The 18740-nt window shown below is 66.0% G+C and carries 15 protein-coding genes and 1 pseudogene; 9 read left to right on the forward strand and 7 right to left on the reverse strand.

The genetic code is table 11. The features are described 5' to 3' along the window. Nucleotides 1–2 precede the first annotated feature (2 nt). Nucleotides 3–458 (reverse strand): FKBP-type peptidyl-prolyl cis-trans isomerase, encoded by a 456-nt coding sequence (locus tag DVS29_RS06225; RefSeq protein WP_118179541.1) that lies wholly within the window; start codon nucleotides 456–458, stop codon nucleotides 3–5. 300 nt (nucleotides 459–758) lie between these two features. Between DVS29_RS06225 and radC the strand changes: the two are divergent. The 4 genes and pseudogenes from radC to nadB form a co-directional block, all read left to right on the forward strand. Further along, nucleotides 759–1561, forward strand: a pseudogene (gene radC, locus DVS29_RS37770) (RadC family protein); the annotation flags it as partial. A 182-nt stretch (nucleotides 1562–1743) separates the two neighbouring features. Next, the gene (gene rpmB, locus DVS29_RS06235; protein ID WP_118179542.1) at nucleotides 1744–1977 is read left to right on the forward strand and encodes a 50S ribosomal protein L28; all 234 of its coding nucleotides are present in this window, start codon (nucleotides 1744–1746) and stop codon (nucleotides 1975–1977) included. 10 nt (nucleotides 1978–1987) lie between these two features. Further along, nucleotides 1988–2155: a 50S ribosomal protein L33 gene (gene rpmG / locus DVS29_RS06240; RefSeq protein ID WP_007586229.1), complete on the forward strand. Its 168-nt coding sequence runs from the start codon at nucleotides 1988–1990 to the stop codon at nucleotides 2153–2155. Between the two features lie 255 nt (nucleotides 2156–2410). After that, nucleotides 2411–4009: an L-aspartate oxidase gene (nadB, locus tag DVS29_RS06245; RefSeq protein ID WP_118179543.1), complete on the forward strand. Its 1599-nt coding sequence runs from the start codon at nucleotides 2411–2413 to the stop codon at nucleotides 4007–4009. A gap of 82 nt (nucleotides 4010–4091) precedes the next feature. Here nadB and DVS29_RS06250 read toward each other — a convergent pair whose 3' ends face one another. Further along, entirely contained in the window at nucleotides 4092–4994 is a 903-nt protein-coding gene (locus tag DVS29_RS06250) for a LysR family transcriptional regulator (protein WP_118179544.1), read from the reverse strand. Between the two features lie 193 nt (nucleotides 4995–5187). Here DVS29_RS06250 and DVS29_RS06255 point away from each other — a divergent pair, with 193 nt between their 5' ends. Next, entirely contained in the window at nucleotides 5188–6822 is a 1635-nt protein-coding gene (locus DVS29_RS06255; protein WP_118179545.1) for an MFS transporter, read from the forward strand. A 94-nt stretch (nucleotides 6823–6916) separates the two neighbouring features. Here the strand turns inward: DVS29_RS06255 and nadC are convergent, their stop codons facing one another. From nadC to purN, 5 genes are all read right to left on the reverse strand, one after another. Beyond that, nucleotides 6917–7825 (reverse strand): carboxylating nicotinate-nucleotide diphosphorylase, encoded by a 909-nt coding sequence (nadC, locus tag DVS29_RS06260; RefSeq protein ID WP_118179546.1) that lies wholly within the window; start codon nucleotides 7823–7825, stop codon nucleotides 6917–6919. Further along, nucleotides 7822–8952 (reverse strand): quinolinate synthase NadA, encoded by a 1131-nt coding sequence (gene nadA, locus DVS29_RS06265; RefSeq protein WP_118179547.1) that lies wholly within the window; start codon nucleotides 8950–8952, stop codon nucleotides 7822–7824. Before nadA ends, nadC begins: the two co-directional genes overlap by 4 nt. Nucleotides 8953–9105: 153 nt before the next feature. After that, a complete protein-coding gene (locus DVS29_RS06270; RefSeq protein ID WP_118179548.1) occupies nucleotides 9106–10302 on the reverse strand; it encodes a DesA family fatty acid desaturase in 1197 nt (398 codons plus the stop codon). A gap of 418 nt (nucleotides 10303–10720) precedes the next feature. Next, complete coding sequence (locus DVS29_RS06275) at nucleotides 10721–11980, reverse strand: RsmB/NOP family class I SAM-dependent RNA methyltransferase (RefSeq protein WP_118179549.1); 1260 nt, start codon at nucleotides 11978–11980, stop codon at nucleotides 10721–10723. Next, nucleotides 11977–12693, reverse strand: a complete 717-nt coding sequence (purN, locus tag DVS29_RS06280; protein WP_118179550.1) for a phosphoribosylglycinamide formyltransferase — start codon at nucleotides 12691–12693, stop codon at nucleotides 11977–11979. The genes DVS29_RS06275 and purN overlap by 4 nt, the downstream gene beginning before the upstream one ends. Before the next feature lie 141 nt (nucleotides 12694–12834). Here purN and DVS29_RS06285 point away from each other — a divergent pair, with 141 nt between their 5' ends. The 4 genes from DVS29_RS06285 (at nucleotide 12835) to coaBC (ending at nucleotide 18723) form a co-directional block, all read left to right on the forward strand. After that, entirely contained in the window at nucleotides 12835–13827 is a 993-nt protein-coding gene (locus tag DVS29_RS06285) for a bifunctional riboflavin kinase/FAD synthetase (RefSeq protein WP_118179551.1), read from the forward strand. A gap of 200 nt (nucleotides 13828–14027) precedes the next feature. Continuing rightward, nucleotides 14028–16865, forward strand: a complete 2838-nt coding sequence (gene ileS / locus DVS29_RS06290) for an isoleucine--tRNA ligase (RefSeq protein ID WP_118179552.1) — start codon at nucleotides 14028–14030, stop codon at nucleotides 16863–16865. Then, on the forward strand, nucleotides 16865–17368 hold the full coding sequence (gene lspA, locus DVS29_RS06295) for a signal peptidase II (RefSeq protein ID WP_118179553.1): 504 nt from the start codon (nucleotides 16865–16867) through the stop codon (nucleotides 17366–17368). Before ileS ends, lspA begins: the two co-directional genes overlap by 1 nt. A 134-nt stretch (nucleotides 17369–17502) precedes the next feature. Next, the gene (coaBC, locus tag DVS29_RS06300) at nucleotides 17503–18723 is read left to right on the forward strand and encodes a bifunctional phosphopantothenoylcysteine decarboxylase/phosphopantothenate--cysteine ligase CoaBC (RefSeq protein ID WP_118179690.1); all 1221 of its coding nucleotides are present in this window, start codon (nucleotides 17503–17505) and stop codon (nucleotides 18721–18723) included. Nucleotides 18724–18740: the final 17 nt, after the last annotated feature.

Raw genomic sequence — 18740 nt, forward strand, 5'->3', positions numbered from 1 at the left:
GGTTACAGGATTCCGATGATTTTCACTTCGAATGCCAGCGCCTGACCGGCAAGCGGGTGATTGAAGTCGAATAGCGCCGAGGTTTCGCCAACTTCCTTCAGCACTCCGGCGTAGCGTCCGCCGCCCGGCGCGTTGAATTCGATCAGGTCGCCCGGCGAAAAATCTTCACCGACCATCGCGTTTTCGCGCAGCGTGGCAAGCGACACGCGCTGGATCAGTTCGGGATTGCGCGGACCGAAGCCCTCGCCCGACGCTAGCTGAAAGGTGGAGTGGTGCCCGACCTTCAGGCCCAGCAGAATGTCTTCCAGTGGCGGCGCCAGCTGGCCAGCGCCGAGCAGCAGCGTGGCGGGGCGATCTGTAAACGTATTGACGATCTCCGTGCCGTCAGCAAGTGAAAGCCGGTAGTGCAGCGTGACGTGTGAGCCGGGTTTCACTTCGGAAATGTCGATGATGCTCATGGTGATCCGTTCAATCTGCCAGACGCGCTGCCGCGGGGCGTTGCCGCCACAGACCTTACGTCTGCCGGTTTGCGCAAAGGTTCTATTGTAAGCCACATCGGCAGGCCACACGATCCACTGAATTCGCTGGCAGGCCCGTTGCAGGAGCATCCCGCACGGCCGTCACCACTGGAGATTCCGCGCATGGGTACCCCGCTCCGCCTCGAAACGCCGCTCACGCTACCACGCAAGCCCGCCGCGATCCGTGCGACGTCGATCATCCGGACGCGGCCGCCGCTGCGTCCCGTCCCGCTGCGCGTCATTCCGACGTCATGCGCCGAACCGTCCGACGCGGATCGCGCGCTGTGGCCATCCGTAGCATCGATCGAGCCCGCCACGGCGGACGAAACCTCCGGCAGCGACCGCGAAACTTCCGCCGACATCCGCGGCGGCGCGCGGCGCCGGGCGGCTTCGCCGCGACGGGACATGCCGCGCGAGCGGATGCTCGCCGTCGGCGCGGGCGCGCTGTCCGACGTCGAGCTCATCGCGCTCGTGCTCGGCTCCGGACTGCGCGGCCACAACGTGTTCGACGTCGCGAACTCGCTGCTGGAGCGCTTCCAGTCGCTGCGCGCGATGCTCGGCGCGACGCCGGCGCAGTTCGACGGGTTGCGCGGCGTCGGCCGCGCGAAAACCGCGCAGCTGCTCGCCATCGTCGAGCTGTCGCGGCGCGCGCTCGCCGAAGAACGCGAGGAACGCGCGCTGATGGATTCGCCGGAAACCGCCGAAGACTATCCGCGCCTGCAGATCCGTACTCGCCCGCACGAGGTGTTCGCGTGCCTGTTCCTCGAGGCGCGGCACCGGCTGATGCGTTACGAGGAAACGTCCCGCGGCTCGCTGACGCAAATGGCCGTCTACCCGCGCGAAATCGTCAGGCAGGCGCTGTCGATCAATGCGGCCGGCCTGATCGTCGCGCATAATCACCCCTCCGGGGCCGTCAAGCCGAGCGCCAGCGACCGGCAACTCACGCGAGGGCTGCGCGACGCGCTCGCGCTGACCGACGTGCAGTTCATCGATCATCTTGCATCGGCGCGCGTGACATCTATTCGTTCGCGCGCTCGGGTTGGGCCGGCGGCGACAGCGCGCAACGGGCCCGGCGCGATCACCCGGGCCAGACAACATCCGCAAATTTTCGGTTTGATTTTTCGGCTTTTTTTCTGCTAGAATCACGGTTTGCCTGTTTCCAACCCTGTTCTGAAGCCTTTCACGGCGTTCGAACTCAGAATTCAAGCGTATTAGGAGTGCTCTCATGGCACGCGTATGCCAAGTCACTGGGAAAGCGCCGATGAGCGGCAACAACGTTTCCCACGCAAACAACAAGACCAAGCGTCGTTTTCTCCCGAACCTGCATAACCGCCGTTTCTGGGTTGAAAGCGAAAACCGTTGGGTGCGCCTGCGCGTCTCGAACGCCGGCCTGCGCCTGATCGACAAGAACGGTATCGATTCCGTGCTCGCAGACCTGCGCGCACGCGGCGAAGCCTAAGGAGTAAATCATGGCGAAGGGCGCACGCGACAAGATCAAGCTGGAGTCGACCGCAGGTACCGGTCACTTCTACACGACCACGAAGAACAAGCGCAACATGCCGGAAAAGATGGAGATCATGAAGTTCGATCCCGTCGTCCGCAAGCATGTGGCGTACAAGGAAACCAAGATCAAGTAATCTGGTTTCCGCTGGTCGAAGTATAAAAAGCCCCGCTTCACGCGGGGCTTTTTGTTTTTCCCGGCCGCATTTCCTGTCCCCTCCGCACTGCCCCTCCGCATGTCGGGCCGCCAACCACTCAGCGAACGTTGGCTTTCCAGCCAGCTTTCCCGCGGCCGCGCCAAACCGGTATCCTTGCCTGCTTCGACTCGCGCGCCTTCACACGCGTGTCACGAATCATCACGAACGGCAGCAACCGGAACAGAGAGGCAGCAGATGAATTTCGATGTGGCGATTGTCGGCAGCGGGCTTGCGGGTCTCAGTGTCGCGCTCAATCTGGCTGAAACGCGGCGCGTGGCCGTCATCGCCAAACGTTCGATGACCGAAGGCGCCAGCGACTGGGCGCAAGGCGGCATCGCGGCGGTACTCGATTCGTCGGACAGCGTCGAGCATCACATGCGCGACACGCTCGTCGCGGGCGGCGGCCTGTGCGACGAGGCGGCCACGCGCTACATCGTCGAGCAAGGGCGCGCGGCGATCGAATGGTTGATTGCCCAGGGGGTGCCGTTCACGAAAGACGACGCGGCGGAACTCGGCTTCCATCTGACGCGCGAAGGCGGCCACAGCCACCGCCGCATCATCCACGCCGCGGACGCAACCGGTCACGCGGTGCATGCAACGCTCAGCGAACGCGCGCGCCGTCACCCGAACATCACGCTGCTCGAAGAGCACTACGCGATCGACCTGATCACGTCCGACCGCCTCGGCTTGCCCGGCCGCCGCTGCCACGGCCTCTACGCGCTGGATCTCGAAAGCGGCCGCACGATCACGATCGAAGCGCCGCACACGGTGCTCGCCACGGGCGGCGCCGGCAAGGTCTATCTGTACACGACGAACCCCGACACCGCCACCGGCGACGGCATCGCGATGGCATGGCGCGCCGGCTGCCGCGTGTCGAACATGGAGTTCATCCAGTTCCACCCCACGTGCCTGTTCCATCCGTACGCGAAGTCGTTTCTGATCTCCGAAGCGGTGCGCGGCGAAGGCGGCCTCCTGAAGCTGCCGGACGGCACCCGCTTCATGCCCGCGCATGACGAACGCGCGGAGCTGGCGCCCCGCGACATCGTCGCGCGCGCGATCGACTTCGAGATCAAGAAGCGCGGCATCGACTGCGTGTATCTGGACATCAGCCACCAGCCGGCGGCGTTCCTCGAAGAGCACTTCCCGACCATCCTCGCGCGCTGCCGCGAGTTCGGCATCGACATCACGAAAGAGGCGATCCCGGTCGTGCCGGCCGCGCACTACACGTGCGGCGGCGTCGTCACGGACCTCGCGGGCCGCACCGATCTCACCGGCCTCTACGCAGTCGGCGAGACGTCGTGCACCGGGCTGCACGGCGCGAACCGGCTCGCGAGCAACTCGCTGCTGGAGTGCCTCGTGATTGGCCGTTCGGCGGCACACGCAATCGAAGAAGCCGGCTTCTGCGGCGCGCCGCACGCGCCGCTGCCGGGCTGGGACGAAAGCCGCGTCTCCGATCCCGACGAAGAAGTGGTCGTCGCGCACAACTGGGACGAACTGCGGCGGCTGATGTGGAATTACGTTGGCATCGTGCGCACCGACAAACGTCTCGCGCGCGCGCGGCACCGCCTGTCGCTGCTGCGCGACGAGATCCACGAGTTCTACGCGAACTTCCGGGTCAGCCGCGATCTGCTCGAACTGCGCAATCTCGTCGACGTGGCGTCGCTGATCGTCGAAAGCGCGCGGATGCGGCGCGAAAGCCGCGGGCTGCATTTCAGCCGCGACTGGCCCGACGCGCTGCCCAAGGCGCTGCCGACGGTGCTAGCGCCTGAGCACGTGCGGAATCGCAGGATTTAACCCGCGCAGGATTTGACCGGCCCGCGCGAAGCCTGGCGCGCAGTCGCGCGACAATCGCGCGGCCGCGCCCGGCTCGATCGCCTCAATCCGTCATCGCAGGCAACCCGGCTACGAGCGCATCAATCGCCACGCGCGTCTTCAGCGGCAGATAGCGCGATTGCGGCCAGATCGCGTGAATCTCGAGAGCCGGCCGGAAGCAGCGATCCATCACGCAAACCAGCTCGCCGCTTTGCACATAGCGGTCGAGCAGCCAGCTCGGCATCCATGCGAGCCCATAGCCGGCGAGCGCCGCATCGACGACGGCCTGCACGTCGTCGGCGCTGATGCCCATCGACACATCCGCGCGCCGCGTCTCGCCATCGACGTCGAGCACGTCCCACGGCAACGCGACACCCGCCCGCGAATACGCAATCGCGCGATGTCCGGCCATCTCCGTGACATTTCCAGGCGTGCCATGCCGCCGCAGATACGACGGCGCGGCACCGATGCTCGAATGCTGCACGCCGAGCCGCCGCGCGGCGAGCGTCGTGCTGTTAGCAAGGCGCCCGATCCGCACCGCGAGATCGAAACCCTCCTCCACCAGATCGACCGCGCGATCCGTGATCGACAGATCGACCTGCAGTTGCGGATAGCGCTCAGCGAGACGCAGCAGCAACGGCGCAACGCAGTAATGCCCGAACGCGAGCGGCACGCTGACGCGCAGCCGGCCGCGCGGTTCGCGCCGGTCGCAGTCCAGATCCGCTTCGGCCGCCTCCAGCTCCGATAACGCGCGCACGCAGCGGTCGTAGTACGCCTGGCCCGCCTCGGTAAGACTCTGGCTGCGCGTCGTGCGGTTGAGCAAGCGCGCGCCGAGCCGCTTTTCGAGCCGCGTGATCGCCTTGCCGACCGCCGAGCGCGTCATGTCCATCCGCTCGGCCGCCACCGCGAACGAGCCCGCTTCGACCACGCGCACGAACGTGGTCACACCATCCAGTCTGTCGATCATGTCGGGTACCTGTTTTTGCTCAGTATTGGTTCCCCGAAAGATTCACTGATGGGAATTAAGCGAATCAATCGGGAACCAGATTCCCCCTATAGTAAATCGTGCTACCCGCGATGACACCGACGGCGCCGAACACACACGCCGTCCACCTCGCATCCCATTCACGCACGAACCCGAATACGACCGACCCAGGCTCATGACCTCCACCCACCTATCCCAGAACCGCCTCGCACTCGGCGCCGCGTGTCTCGCGTCGCTGATGTTCGGGCTCGAAATATCCAGCGTTCCCGTCATCCTGCCCACCCTCGAGAAGATGCCCGGCGGCACCTTCGAAGGTCTGCAGTGGATCATGAATGCGTACACGATCGCGGTCACCACCGTATTGATGGCGACCGGCACGCTCGCCGACCGCTTCGGCCGCAAGCGTCTATTCATCATCGGCATTGCGCTCTTCGGCATCGCGTCGGTCGCATGCGGCCTCGCGCCGAGCGTGCCGCTGCTGATCGTCGGCCGGCTGCTGCAAGGCGCGAGCGGCGGTGCAATGCTGATCTGCCAGGTCGCCGTGCTGTCGCATCAGTTCCCGGCCGGACGCGCGCGCGCGAAAGCGTTCAGCGCGTGGGGCGTAATCCTCGGCATCGGGCTCGGTTTCGGGCCCATCATCGGCGGCGCGATCGTCGCGGCGTTGAACTGGCAGTGGGTGTTTCTCGTGCACGGCGTGCTCGCCGTCGTCACGCTGGCGCTGGCCATCGCGGGCGTCGAGGAGTCGCGCGATCCGCACGCGGACCGTCTCGACATCGCCGGGATCGTGACGCTGTCGCTCGCCGTATTCGGCCTCGTGTTCCTGATCACGCGCGCGAGCGACCTGACGTTCGGCGGCGCGGCGCGCATCGCGATTCCGCTCGCGACGGCTGCGTGCTTCGTCGCGTTCGTCTGCGCGGAAAAATGGAGCGCCCGGCCGATGTTCGACTTCTCGGTGTTCCGGATCCGTCCGTTTTCCGGCGCGCTGGTTGGCTCGGCGGCGATGAACGTGAGCTTCTGGCCGTTCATGATCTATCTGCCGATCTACTTCCAGGTCGGTCTCGGCTACGACAGCGTGACGGCCGGCCTCGCGCTGCTCGCCTACACGCTGCCCACCCTTTGCGTGCCGCCGCTCGGCGAGCGGCTCGTGCTGCGCTATGGACCGGGCAACGCGATTCCGTTCGGACTCTTCACGATCGGCCTCGGCTTCATGCTGATGCGCTTCGGCAGCGCGTCGCCGCACGCGAGCTGGGCGACGATGCTGCCCGGCTGTCTGATCGCGGGCATCGGGCTCGGTTTGACCAACACGCCAGTCACGAACACGACGACCGCATCGGTGCCGGCCGCGCGCGCGGGGATGGCATCGGGCATCGACATGAGCGCGCGCATGATCTCGCTCGCGATCAACATCGCGTTGATGGGCGGCATTCTGATGGCCGGCATCGTGTCGCGGCTGAAGACCGCGCTGCCGACAGGTTCGCTCGACGATGGGGCGCTCGGGCAGCTCGCCGGGCATGTCGCTGCGGGCGATGTCGCCGCCGTGCATCGCGGCTTTCCTGTGCTATCAGCGGTGGACCCGAGCGGAGCGGCATTGCACGCGGCGCTCGTGCACGGCTTCGGTTGCGTGATGCTGTATGGCGGTTGCGGTGTCTGGCTGCTCGCACTGCTCAGCTATGTGGTGGCGGGGCGCGAATCGAGAGCGCGCGGTAGCGACGGCTACGGCCATGCCGCCTTGCAGACGGAAGCCGCTACCGTGCAGCAGCAGTCTGTGCGATGCGATGCTTCATCGCGCGAAGAATGCGCCACATCGTGACTTCATGACAAACAAAAAAGCCATCGTTGCGCGAAGCAACGATGGCCTTTCAGGTTAAGGCAGCGCCGCCGGCAACGATCGCCGGCACGAAGCGTCAAACGATCCGCATCGAGTAGTCGGTGGCGCGCACGTCTTTCGTCAGCGCGCCGATCGAAATACGATCGACGCCCGTCTCGGCAATCGTACGTACCGTATCGAAGTTGACGTTGCCCGACACTTCCAGCACCGCGCGTCCAGCGGTGATCCGCACCGCGTCGCGCATCATGTCGAACGAAAAGTTGTCGAGCAGGATCGACTCCGCGCGATGCGCGAACGCCGTCTCGAGCTGCTCGAGCGTCTCGACTTCGATCTGGATCGACACGCCCGCGTTCAGCGCGAGCGCGGCCTCCATCGCCGCGCCGACACCGCCCGCCGCCGCGATATGGTTTTCCTTGATCAGGATGCCGTCGTAAAGCGCGAGCCGCTGGTTCAGGCCGCCACCCACGCGCACCGCGTATTTCTGCGCGAGCCGCAGGCCCGGCAGCGTCTTGCGGGTATCGAGAATGCGCGCGCGCGTGCCTTCGATCGTATCGACGTAACGGCGCGTCGCGCTTGCCACGCCTGAAAGCAGCTGCAGAAAATTGAGCCCGTTGCGCTCGGCCGTCAGCAGCGCGCGCACCGGGCCGCGCAGTTCGCAGACCACCGAATCCGCCTTCATCCGCTCGCCTTCGCGATAACGCCACTGCACGTCGATGCGCGGGTCGACCGCGCGCATCACACCCGCGAACCACGACACGCCGCACAGCACTGCCTCTTCGCGCACGACGATCCGCGCGTCGCGCACGGTTTCCGCCGGCACGAGACGCCCGGTCTGGTCGCCGCTGCCGACGTCTTCCGCCAGCGCATCGGCGACGTTGCGGGCGATTGCCGCGTCGAACGCGTCGCCATACTGCGCGTGGATTTCAGCGAAGAGCGGCGAGATGGCGTTTGAGAGGTTGGTTGCTTCAGCTGTATTCGCGTTCATGCTGCACCAACCTTCGAAAACAATTGCCCATCACGCGCGAGATCACCACTCGCCTGCACGCGCTGCTTGCGACGCGCGGCGAAGTCGAGCATCCGGTCGATCGGTACGCGCGCCCGTTCTCCGATCGCGCGATCGACGAAAATCTCGTTGTGCCCACGCTCCAGCACATCGGCGAGATTCGCGAGGCCGTTCATCGCCATCCACGGGCAATGCGCGCAGCTCTTGCAGGTTGCGCTGTTGCCGGCAGTGGGTGCTTCGATGAAGGTCTTGCCCGGCGCCGCGAGCCGCATCTTGTGCAGGATGCCGAGATCGGTCGCGACGATGAAGTGCGACGCGTCGAGCTTCACCGCGGCGTCGATCAGCTGCGTCGTCGAACCGACCACATCTGCCTGCTCCACCACGTTCGCCGGCGACTCCGGATGCACGAGCACCTTCGCGTGCGGATACTCGGCGCGCAGCAGGTCGAGTTCGATACCCTTGAACTCGTCGTGCACGAGACACGAGCCCTGCCACATCAGCATGTCCGCGCCGGTCTGCTTCTGGATGTAGCCGCCCAGATGACGATCCGGCGCCCAGATGATCTTCTCGCCGCGCGCATGCAGATCGGCGACGATCTCGAGCCCGATCGACGACGTGACCATCCAGTCCGCGCGCGCCTTCACCGCCGCGCTCGTGTTCGCGTAGACAACGACGGTACGGTCGGGATGCTCATCGCAGAACGCCGAGAATTCGTCGACGGGACAGCCGAGATCGAGCGAACAGGTCGCGTCGAGATCCGGCATCAGGATGCGCTTGTCGGGACTCAATATTTTCGCGGTCTCGCCCATGAAGCGAACACCCGCCACCACCAGCGTACGCGCATCGTGATCGCGTCCGAAGCGCGCCATCTCGAGCGAATCGGCCACGCAGCCGCCGGTTTCGTCGGCGAGCTCCTGCAGTTCCGCATCCACGTAGTAGTGCGCGACGAGCACCGCTTTCTCGCGTTCGAGCAGCGCGCGGATGCGCGCCTTCAACGCCTGTCTCTCCTCCGCCGAAGGTGCGTCCGGCACCCTCGCCCAAGCTTCGCCGACCCCGCACACGAGACCTTGCGGCCGGTCGTATGCGACGCTCCTGATCGCCTGATTCATGATTTCCTCTGCCCTGCACGACTGCCGTCAACTCACCTTCGATGCCAGACAACTTTTGACGGCCCAAAAAAGCAAAACCCCGCCAACGCGGGGTTTTGTGACGTTCCGAAAGTTTAACGGATTCCGGGACAGCTGTTGTTCAGAGAGCGGGAATCACGCGTAGCGGCGCAGCCGCGTCGCGAATTCCTGAAGTGCCTTGATGCCGCTTTGTTCGGCGCGGTGGCACCAGTCCTGCAGCTGTGCGAGCAACTGTTCGCGCGATGCATTCGAACGTTCCCAGATCGCGCTCAGCTCGTTGCGCAGTTCGATGAAGGTGCGCAGCTTCTGGCTGTCCGCGAAGAGTTGCGGCAGCTGGCGTTTCTGCGGCTCGTCGAGGCCTGCCTCTTCCTTGTGGAACCACTTGCGCGCGCCGCGCATCAGCTGATACTTCTCGCGCGCGCCCATTTCCTTCAGGTGCGCCAGTTCCTGGCGATACGCGCGCTTCAGCGCCTTGCCGTAACGCGCCATCACTTCGTAGCGGTTCGACAGCACGGCCTGCAGCGTTTCCTGGTCGAGCACGAGCTTGCCCTTCGTGAGCTTCGGCGTGGGCGCGACCTTCTTCACCTTCGCGAGGCGGAATGCCGACATGATGCGGATGTACATCCAGCCGATGTCGAACTCGTACCACTTGTTCGAGAGCTTCGCGGATGTTGCGAACGTATGGTGATTGTTGTGCAGTTCTTCGCCGCCGATCAGGATGCCCCACGGCAGGATGTTGGTGCTCGCGTCCGCCGAGTTGAAGTTACGGTAGCCCCAGAAGTGCGCGAGACCGTTGACGACGCCCGCCGCCCAGAACGGAATCCATACCATCTGCACGGCCCACACCGACAGACCAACGATGCCGAACAGCGCCACGTCGATCACCATCATCAGGCTCACGCCGAGGATCGGGTACTTCGTGTACACGTTGCGTTCGATCCAGTCGTTCGGCGTGCCGTGGCTGAACTTGCGCAGCGTTTCTTCGTTCTTCGCTTCGGTGCGATAGAGTTCGGCGCCTTCGAGCAGCACCTTCCAGATGCCGCGCGTCTGCGGGCTGTGCGGATCTTCTTCCGTCTCGCATTTCGCGTGGTGCTTGCGGTGGATCGCCGCCCACTGCCCCGTCAGCATGCCGGTGGACATCCACAGCCAGAAGCGGAAGAAGTGACTCGCGACCGGGTGCAGATCCAGCGCGCGGTGCGCCTGGCAGCGATGCAGATAGACAGTGACGCCGATGATCGTGATATGCGTCATCACGAGCGCGGCCAGCACGATTTGCCACCACGAGAAGCGGAGCAGGCCGTGGGCAAGGAAATCAAGCAGGGAATTCAGCAAGGCGATTTACCTGTGGAGCGAAGAGACCAACCGCGAACCAGTGATGCCGGGAGCGGATGTCAAGGGAAACGAAAGCCATTCAGCGAGTTGGAGGGCATTTTACGCGAACGGTTCCAAGTGTTTGTAACAAATGAAGATTTTTTTGCCTTATCGCAACGATAGGGTAGCGCGTTGGCGAATTTTCAATGCCCCGAACAGAAGCGGGAAATACCCGAATGACCACCCGATGCCGGTATGACGCACGCGCCGCGCCCGCTGAAAAGCGATGGGAACCTCATCAGGAAAGCCGGTCAGAGTTACCGGTGCGGCAACTCGACGCGCCGGGGAGGCGCGCCGCAAGCGAAGGGACGCCGGCAGAAAGCAGGAAATCAGCGGTGAGCCGAAGCACGATGCCGGCTCACCGCAAACGAGCGAGCGCTTACTCGCGCCGTTCGAGCACCGCGGCAAAGAAGCCGTCGGTGGCATGACGGTGCGGCCACAGCGACAGGTAGTCGCCGGTATCGAGCTCGATACGCTGCTCGGCGAGCACGTCGCGCGCCGGCACCAGCGCAAAGCCCGGGTGCGCCGCGAGAAACTGCGCGACGACACCTTCGTTCTCCGCGTCGAGAATGCTGCAGGTCGCGTAGACGAGCCGGCCGCCCTTCTTCACGAGACGCGCCGCGCTCGTCAGGATGGACAGTTGCTTCGGCGTCAGTTCGCCGATCGCGTCCTGCGACTGGCGCCACTTCAGGTCCGGATTGCGGCGCAGCGTGCCGAGCCCGCTGCACGGCGCATCCACGAGCACCCGGTCGATCTTGCCCGCGAGGCGCTTGATCTTCGCGTCGTGCTCGCTGTCGATCAGCACCGGATTCACGTTCGACAGCCCGCTGCGCGCCAGCCGCGGCTTCAGCTTCGCGAGCCGCTTGTCGGAGATGTCGAACGCATACAGACGGCCGGTGGAGCGCATCGCCGCGCCGAGCGCGAGCGTCTTGCCGCCCGCGCCCGCGCAGAAGTCGACGATCATCTCGCCGCGCTTCGGCGCGACCAGCGAACACAGCAGCTGGCTGCCCTCGTCCTGCACTTCGAAGCCGCCGTGCTGGAACGCGTCGAGCTTCGTCAGCGCGGGCTTGCCGTCCACCCGCACGCCGAGCGGCGCGAACGGCGTCGGCGCGGCGTCGATGCCGGCGCTGCGCAGCGCGGCGAGCAGGCCATCGCGATCGGTCTTGATCACGTTCGTGCGCAGATCGAGCGGCGCCGGGTAGATCAGCGCGGCCGCGAGGCGCGCGAGCTCGTCCGGCTCGAAGCGCTGCGCGAGCGCCTGCTGCACCCAGTCGGGCAGGTTCATGCGGATGCGCAGCGGCAGGCTCGCCGGATCGATCTTCGCGACGTGCTCCAGCCACTGCGCCTCGCCTTCCGACAGGAACGGCTTCAGCGCGCCGCGGCCGGCCGTCTGCATCAGGCCGAGCAGCGTCAGGCGCCGCGTCGGACTGCCGACGCCGCCTTCGGCGAGGTGCGCGAACTCCATCCGGCGCCGCAGCACCGCGAACACCGCCTCGGCGATCACGCCGCGTTCGCCGTGCCCCAACTTCGGATGCGCGCGAAAAAAGCGGCTCGTCGTCGCGTCAGCGGGGCCTTCGAACTTGAGGATCTCGGCGAGCAACGTCTCGGTCTGGCCGATCAGGAAACCATGCAACTTCATGCGCCCTCCACGGCGGAATCCGGTTGACCGCGGCCCGCACTCGCGGCGGCTGCGGCACTGTCATTGGCGCCCGCGGCGGCGGGATCGGCGAACAGCCACTGCGGCTCCGGCGGCGTGACCGTCACACGCAAGCCGTCGAGCGCGAGCCGCCCGTCGACGAACCAGCGCACCGCGCGCGGATACAGCACGTGCTCGACCGCGAGCACGCGCGCGGCGAGCGCGGCAGCGTCATCGCCTGCGAGCACCGGCACCGCCGCCTGCGCGACGATCGGTCCATGATCGAGCTGCGACGTGACGAAATGCACCGACGCGCCGTGCACACGCGCGCCGGCGTCGAGCGCCTGCTGATGCGTCTTCAGGCCCGGGAAGCTCGGCAGCAGCGACGGATGGATATTCAGCATGCGCCCCGCGTAGCGGTCGACGAAACCGTCGGTCAGCACGCGCATGAAGCCGGCGAGCACGACGAGATCGGGCGCATGCGCGTCGATCTCGCGGGCGAGCGCCGCGTCGAAGCTTTCACGGTCGGGAAACTGGCGATGGTCGACGACCGCCGTGGCAATGCGTTGCGACGCCGCGAATTCGAGTCCGGCGGCGTCGGGACGGTTCGCAATCACGGCGGCGACCTGCGCCGGCCAGCCATCGTTCGCGCACGCGCGTACGATCGCTTCCATGTTGCTGCCCCGCCCCGAAATCAGGATGACGAGTTTTTTCATCCGCGGATTTTATCATTCGGCACTATCGCGATCGGTGCCACGAAGCCGGGAACGTCGGCTGCGTTTATAATCGAACGTTTTGCGGCACCCCGTGCCGCGCAATTGCGCCGCCGCCGCGCGGCTCCTTGACCACCCGCTATCGTGAGAGTCTTCCGCGGTCTTCCCAATGCCGAGAGCCGGGCGCCCTGCGCGCTCACCATCGGCAACTTCGACGGTGTCCACCGCGGGCATCAGGCGTTGCTCGCGCACGTGCGCGCGGCCGCCGACGCGCGCGGCCTGCCCGTCTGCGTGATGACCTTCGAGCCGCACCCGCGCGAGTTCTTCAACCCGGCCGGCGCGCCGCCGCGCATCGCGATGCTGCGCGACAAGCTCGAGGCGCTGCGGATGAACGGCGTCGACCGCGTGGTGGTGGAGCATTTCAATCACACGTTCGCGAGCCAGTCGCCGGCAAGCTTCGTCGAGCGGATCATCGTCAACGGGCTGCACGCGCGCTGGGTGATGATCGGCGACGACTTCCGCTACGGCGCGAAGCGCGCGGGCGATTTCGCGTCGCTGAAAGCCGCGGGCGAACAGTACGGCTTCGAGGTCGAGCAGATGGCCACCGTCGCGGACCCCTCGGGCGCGCGCATCTCCAGCTCGGGCGTGCGCACGTCGCTGATGGCGGGCGACCTCGACGCGGCGCGCGCCGCGCTCGGCCGCGACTACCTGATCAGCGGTCACGTGGTGCACGGCGCGAAGCTCGGCCGCGACCTCGGCTTTCCTACGCTGAACCTGCCGATCGCGCACAAGCGCCCCGCGCTGTCGGGCATCTTCGTCGTGCGCGTGCATGGCATCGAAGCGGAGCCGCTGCAAGGCGTCGCGAGCCTGGGTCTGCGGCCCACGGTCGACGACTCCGGCCGCGTGCTGCTCGAAGTGCATCTGCTCGACTGGCATGGCGACGCGTATGGCAAACTCGTGCGCGTCGAATTCCTGAAGAAGCTGCGCGACGAGGAAAAGTTCGTGGACCTCGAAACGCTGACCGCCGCGATCGCGCGCGACGTCGAAGCCACCCGCGCCTGGTTCGCGGCCGCTGGCGAGGCGCCGGGCAGCCGGTCCACCGGCTTCGCGACCTCGGCCACCGACCGAATTAGATAAACGCCGTCCGCGCCGGAGCCGCCTCAGTTGGGCGCTCCGGTGCACGCGCCGCACCGCGCTTCGTTTCGCATCGCCGCACCATTCGCCCCCGCGCACGAGCGCTGGCAGGCGGAGCGATCGAAGCGCCGGTCGCCGCAGCCCGGGCCGGCCGGGTACCGACATCGCCCGGCCCCCGTTACCGCATTCACCGTGATCCCACCATGAGCAACAAGAAAGCTGATTCGAAACCGTCCCGCTACCCGGTCAACCTGCTCGACACTCCGTTCCCGATGCGCGGCGATCTGCCGAAGCGCGAGCCGCAATGGGTGAAGGAGTGGCAGGAACGCAAGGTCTACGAGAAGATCCGCGCCGCCTCGAAGGGCCGCAAGAAGTTCATCCTGCACGATGGCCCGCCGTACGCGAACGGCGACATCCACCTCGGCCACGCGGTGAACAAGATCCTGAAGGACATGATCGTCAAGGCGCGCAACATGGCGGGCTTCGACGCGGTCTACGTGCCGGGCTGGGACTGCCACGGCATGCCGATCGAAATCCAGATCGAAAAGCAGTTCGGCAAGTCGCTGCCCGTCACCGAGGTGATGTCGAAGGCGCGCGCCTACGCGACCGAACAGATCGAGAAGCAGAAAGCCGGCTTCCGGCGTCTCGGCGTGCTCGGCGACTGGGACAACCCGTACAAGACCATGAACACCGCGAACGAAGCCGGCGAAATCCGCGCGCTCGCGAAGATCATGGAGAAGGGCTACGTGTTCCGCGGCCTGAAGCCGGTCAACTGGTGTTTCGACTGCGGCTCGGCGCTCGCTGAAGCGGAAGTCGAGTACAAGGACAAGACCGATCCGACGATCGACGTGCTGTTCCCGTTCGCCGAACCCGACGCCACGGCGAAGGCGTTCGGTCTTGCATCGCTGCCGCGCGCCGAAGGCGGCATCGTGATCTGGACCACCACGCCGTGGACGATCCCCGCGAACCAGGCGCTCAACGTGCACCCCGAGGTGACCTACGCGCTCGTCGACACGTCGCGCGGTCTGCTGATCCTCGCGCAGGAACGCGTCGAAGCGTGCATGAAGGAGTTCGAGCTGCAAGGCGGTGAGATCCTCGGCACCGCGCCCGGCGCCGCGCTCGCGAACCTGCGCTTTCATCATCCGCTCGCGTCCGCGCATCCGGCGTACGGCCGCACCGCGCCCGTCTACCTCGGCGAATACGTGACGACCGACACCGGCACGGGCATCGTGCACTCGTCGCCGGCGTACGGCGTGGAAGACTTCGTGTCGTGCAAGGCGCACGGCATGTCCGACTCCGACATCATCAACCCGGTGATGGGCGATGGCCGCTACGTCGAATCGCTCGCGCTGTTCGGCGGGCTGTCGATCTGGGCCGCGAATCCGAAGATCGTCGAGACGTTGCGCGAAGCCGGCACCCTGTTGCGCAGCGAAAAGTACTCGCACAGCTACATGCACTGCTGGCGCCACAAGACGCCGATCATCTATCGCGCCACGTCGCAGTGGTTCGCCGGCATGGACATCAAGCCGAACGACGGCGAACGCACGCTGCGCGAAACCGCCCTCGCGGGCATCGAGGCGACGGCGTTCTATCCGTCGTGGGGCAAGCAGCGGCTCTTCAGCATGATCGCGAACCGGCCGGACTGGACGCTGTCGCGCCAGCGCCAGTGGGGCGTGCCGATGGCGTTCTTCGTGCACAAGGAAACCGGCGACCTGCATCCGCGCACGCTGGAACTGCTCGAGGAAGTGGCGACGCGCGTGGAGAAAGACGGCATCGAGGCCTGGCAGACGCTCGATCCGCGCGAGCTGATCGGCGACGACGCGAATATGTACGAGAAGAACCGCGACACGCTCGACGTCTGGTTCGACTCCGGCACGACGCACTGGCACGTGCTGCGCGGCTCGCACAAAGCTGATCTCCAGTTCCCGGCGGATCTCTACCTCGAAGGCTCGGACCAGCACCGCGGCTGGTTCCACTCGTCGCTGCTCACCGCATCGATGCTGGACGGCCGGCCGCCGTACAACGCGCTGCTCACGCACGGCTTCACCGTCGACGGCGAAGGCCGCAAGATGTCGAAGTCGCTCGGCAACGGCATCGACCCGCACGAAGTGTCGAACCGTCTCGGCGCGGAAATCATCCGCCTATGGATCGCGTCGACCGACTACTCGGGCGAACTCGCGATCTCCGAGGAAATCCTGAAGCGCGTGACGGAAGGCTATCGCCGTATTCGCAACACGGTGCGCTTCCTGCTCGCGAACCTGACCGACTTCGATTACGCGAAGCACGCGCGTCCGGTCAGCGACTGGCTCGAGATCGATCGTTACGCCGTGGCGCTCACGGGCGCGCTGCAAGCCGACGTGCTCGCGCACTACGACCGCTACGAGTTCCACCCGGTGGTCGCGAAGCTGACCACGTTCTGCTCGGAAGATCTGGGCGGCTTCTACCTCGACGTGCTGAAGGACCGCCTGTACACCACCGCGCCGGATTCGGCCGCGCGCCGCGCCGCGCAGACCGCGCTGTGGCACGTCACACAAGGCCTGCTGCGCGTGATCGCGCCGTTCCTGTCGTTCACGGCGGAAGAAGCGTGGAAGGTGTTCCAGCCGCAGAGCGAAACGATCTTCACCGAGGTCTATCACACGTATCCGGACGTGCCAGACGCGGCCGCGCTGATCGACAAGTGGACGCTGCTGCGCGAAGTGCGTGGCAACGTGACGAAGGCGCTCGAAGAGGCGCGCGTCGCGAACCTGATCGGTTCGTCGCTGCAGGCCGAAGTCGAGATCCGCGCGAGCGGCGCGCGTCACGATGCGCTCGCGAGCCTCGGCGCGGACCTGAAGTTCGTGCTGATCACGTCGGCGGCGACAGTCGTGAAGGTCAACACGCCTGAAGAAGAAGGCGTGGAGGTGATCTCGTCGAAGTACCTGAAGTGCGAGCGCTGCTGGCACTACCGCGCGGACGTCGGCCAGGACGCCGAACATCCCACGCTGTGCGGACGCTGCATCAGCAACCTGTTCGGCAGCGGTGAAACGAGGAGCGCGGCATAATGGCCCGATCGGTGTCGTCGAAATCCGCGGGCGGTTCGCTCGCGCCGTGGGTGGGCATTGCGCTCATCGTGATCCTGTTCGACCAGCTGACGAAGATCGCCGTCTCGAAGGTGTTCGAATACGGCCGGCCGCACGAACTCACGTCGTTCTTCAACCTGATCCTCGTGTGGAATCGCGGCGCCGCGTTCAGCTTCCTCGCGATGGCGGGCGGCTGGCAGCGCTGGGCGTTTACCGCGCTCGGCGTGATCGCGGCGGTGGTGATCTGCTACCTGCTCAAGCGTCACGCCACGCAGCGCCTGTTCTGCACCGCGCTCGCGCTGATCGCGGGCGGCGCGCTCGGCAACGTGATCGACCGGCTGATGTACGGCCACGTGATCGACTTCCTCGACTTTCACGTCGGCGCGTGGCATTGGCCCGCGTTCAATCTGGCGGACAGCGCGATCACGGTCGGCGCGATCCTGCTGGTGCTCGACGAACTGCGGCGCGTGCGCGGCGCGCGCTGATTTCGCGCGGGTTTCGTATTCTTGTTGCGCGGTTGACGTGCGGTTGACGTGTCAGCGCGGTAGCCGGCCGTCGTCGTGACGCCCGGTCGCCGTGCGTTTCCACTGCGTTGTCGGAGGCTTCTTTGGCCACACAGATTCCAGGCGCCGAACTCGCTGGCAAGCACCTCGTGCTCGGCATGACGGGCGGCATCGCCTGCTACAAGATCGCCGAGCTCACGCGCCTCCTCACGAAAGCCGGCGCGACCGTGCAGGTCGTGATGACCGACGCGGCCACGCAGTTCATCACGCCCGTCACGATGCAGGCGCTGTCCGGCCGGCCCGTCTACACGAGCCAGTGGGACGCGCGCATCGCGAACAACATGCCGCATATCGATCTGTCGCGCGAAGCGGATGCGATCGTGATCGCGCCGGCGTCGACCGATTTCCTCGCGAAGCTCGCGCACGGCATGGCCGACGACCTGCTCACCACGCTGTGCATCGCGCGCGACTGCCCGCTGCTCGCCGTACCCGCGATGAACCGGCAGATGTGGCAGAACCCCGCCACGCAGCGCAACGTCGCGCAATTGCGCGCGGACGGCATCGAGCTGCTCGGCCCTGATTCGGGTCCGCAGGCGTGCGGCGAAGTCGGCGATGGCCGGATGATCGAGCCGGAAGCGGCGTATGAAGCGATCGTGTCGTTCTTCACCGCGAAAACGCTCGCGAAGCGGCGCGTGCTGATCACTGCCGGCCCGACCTTCGAGGCGCTCGACCCGGTGCGCGGCATCACCAACCGTTCGAGCGGCAAGATGGGCTTCGCGCTCGCGCGCGCGGCGCAGCAGGCCGGCGCGGAAGTGCATCTGGTGGCGGGGCCGGTCGGGCTCGACACGCCGTGGGGCGTGTATCGCGAAGACGTGCAGAGCGCGCAGCAGATGTACGACGCGGTAATGCACGAACTTGCGATCGGCGCCTACGATGTGTTCATCGGCGTGGCCGCGGTGGCGGACTGGCGCGTCGATCACGTGAGCGAACACAAGATCAAGAAGACGGCCGAACGGCAGGTGCCGAACTTCACGTTCGTCGAGAACCCCGACATTCTCGCGGCCGTGGCGAAGCTGCCGAACGCGCCGTATTGCGTCGGCTTCGCGGCCGAAAGCGGCGACCTCGACGTGCACGGCGAAGAAAAGCGCAAGCGCAAGAACGTGCCGCTGCTGATCGGCAACCTGGGCCCGCTGACCTTCGGTCTCGACGACAACGAAGTCGTGCTGTTCGAAGAAGCCGGTGCGACGAAGCTGCCGCGCGCCGGCAAGCACACGCTCGCGCGCACGCTGGTCGCTGAAATCGCGAAGCGGCTGCCGGGCCGGAATCCGCCGGCCTGAGTCCTGAGTTCGCTGGA

Origin of the sequence: Paraburkholderia phosphatilytica (assembly GCF_003443895.1) — a bacterium.
GTDB lineage: Bacteria > Pseudomonadota > Gammaproteobacteria > Burkholderiales > Burkholderiaceae > Paraburkholderia > Paraburkholderia phosphatilytica.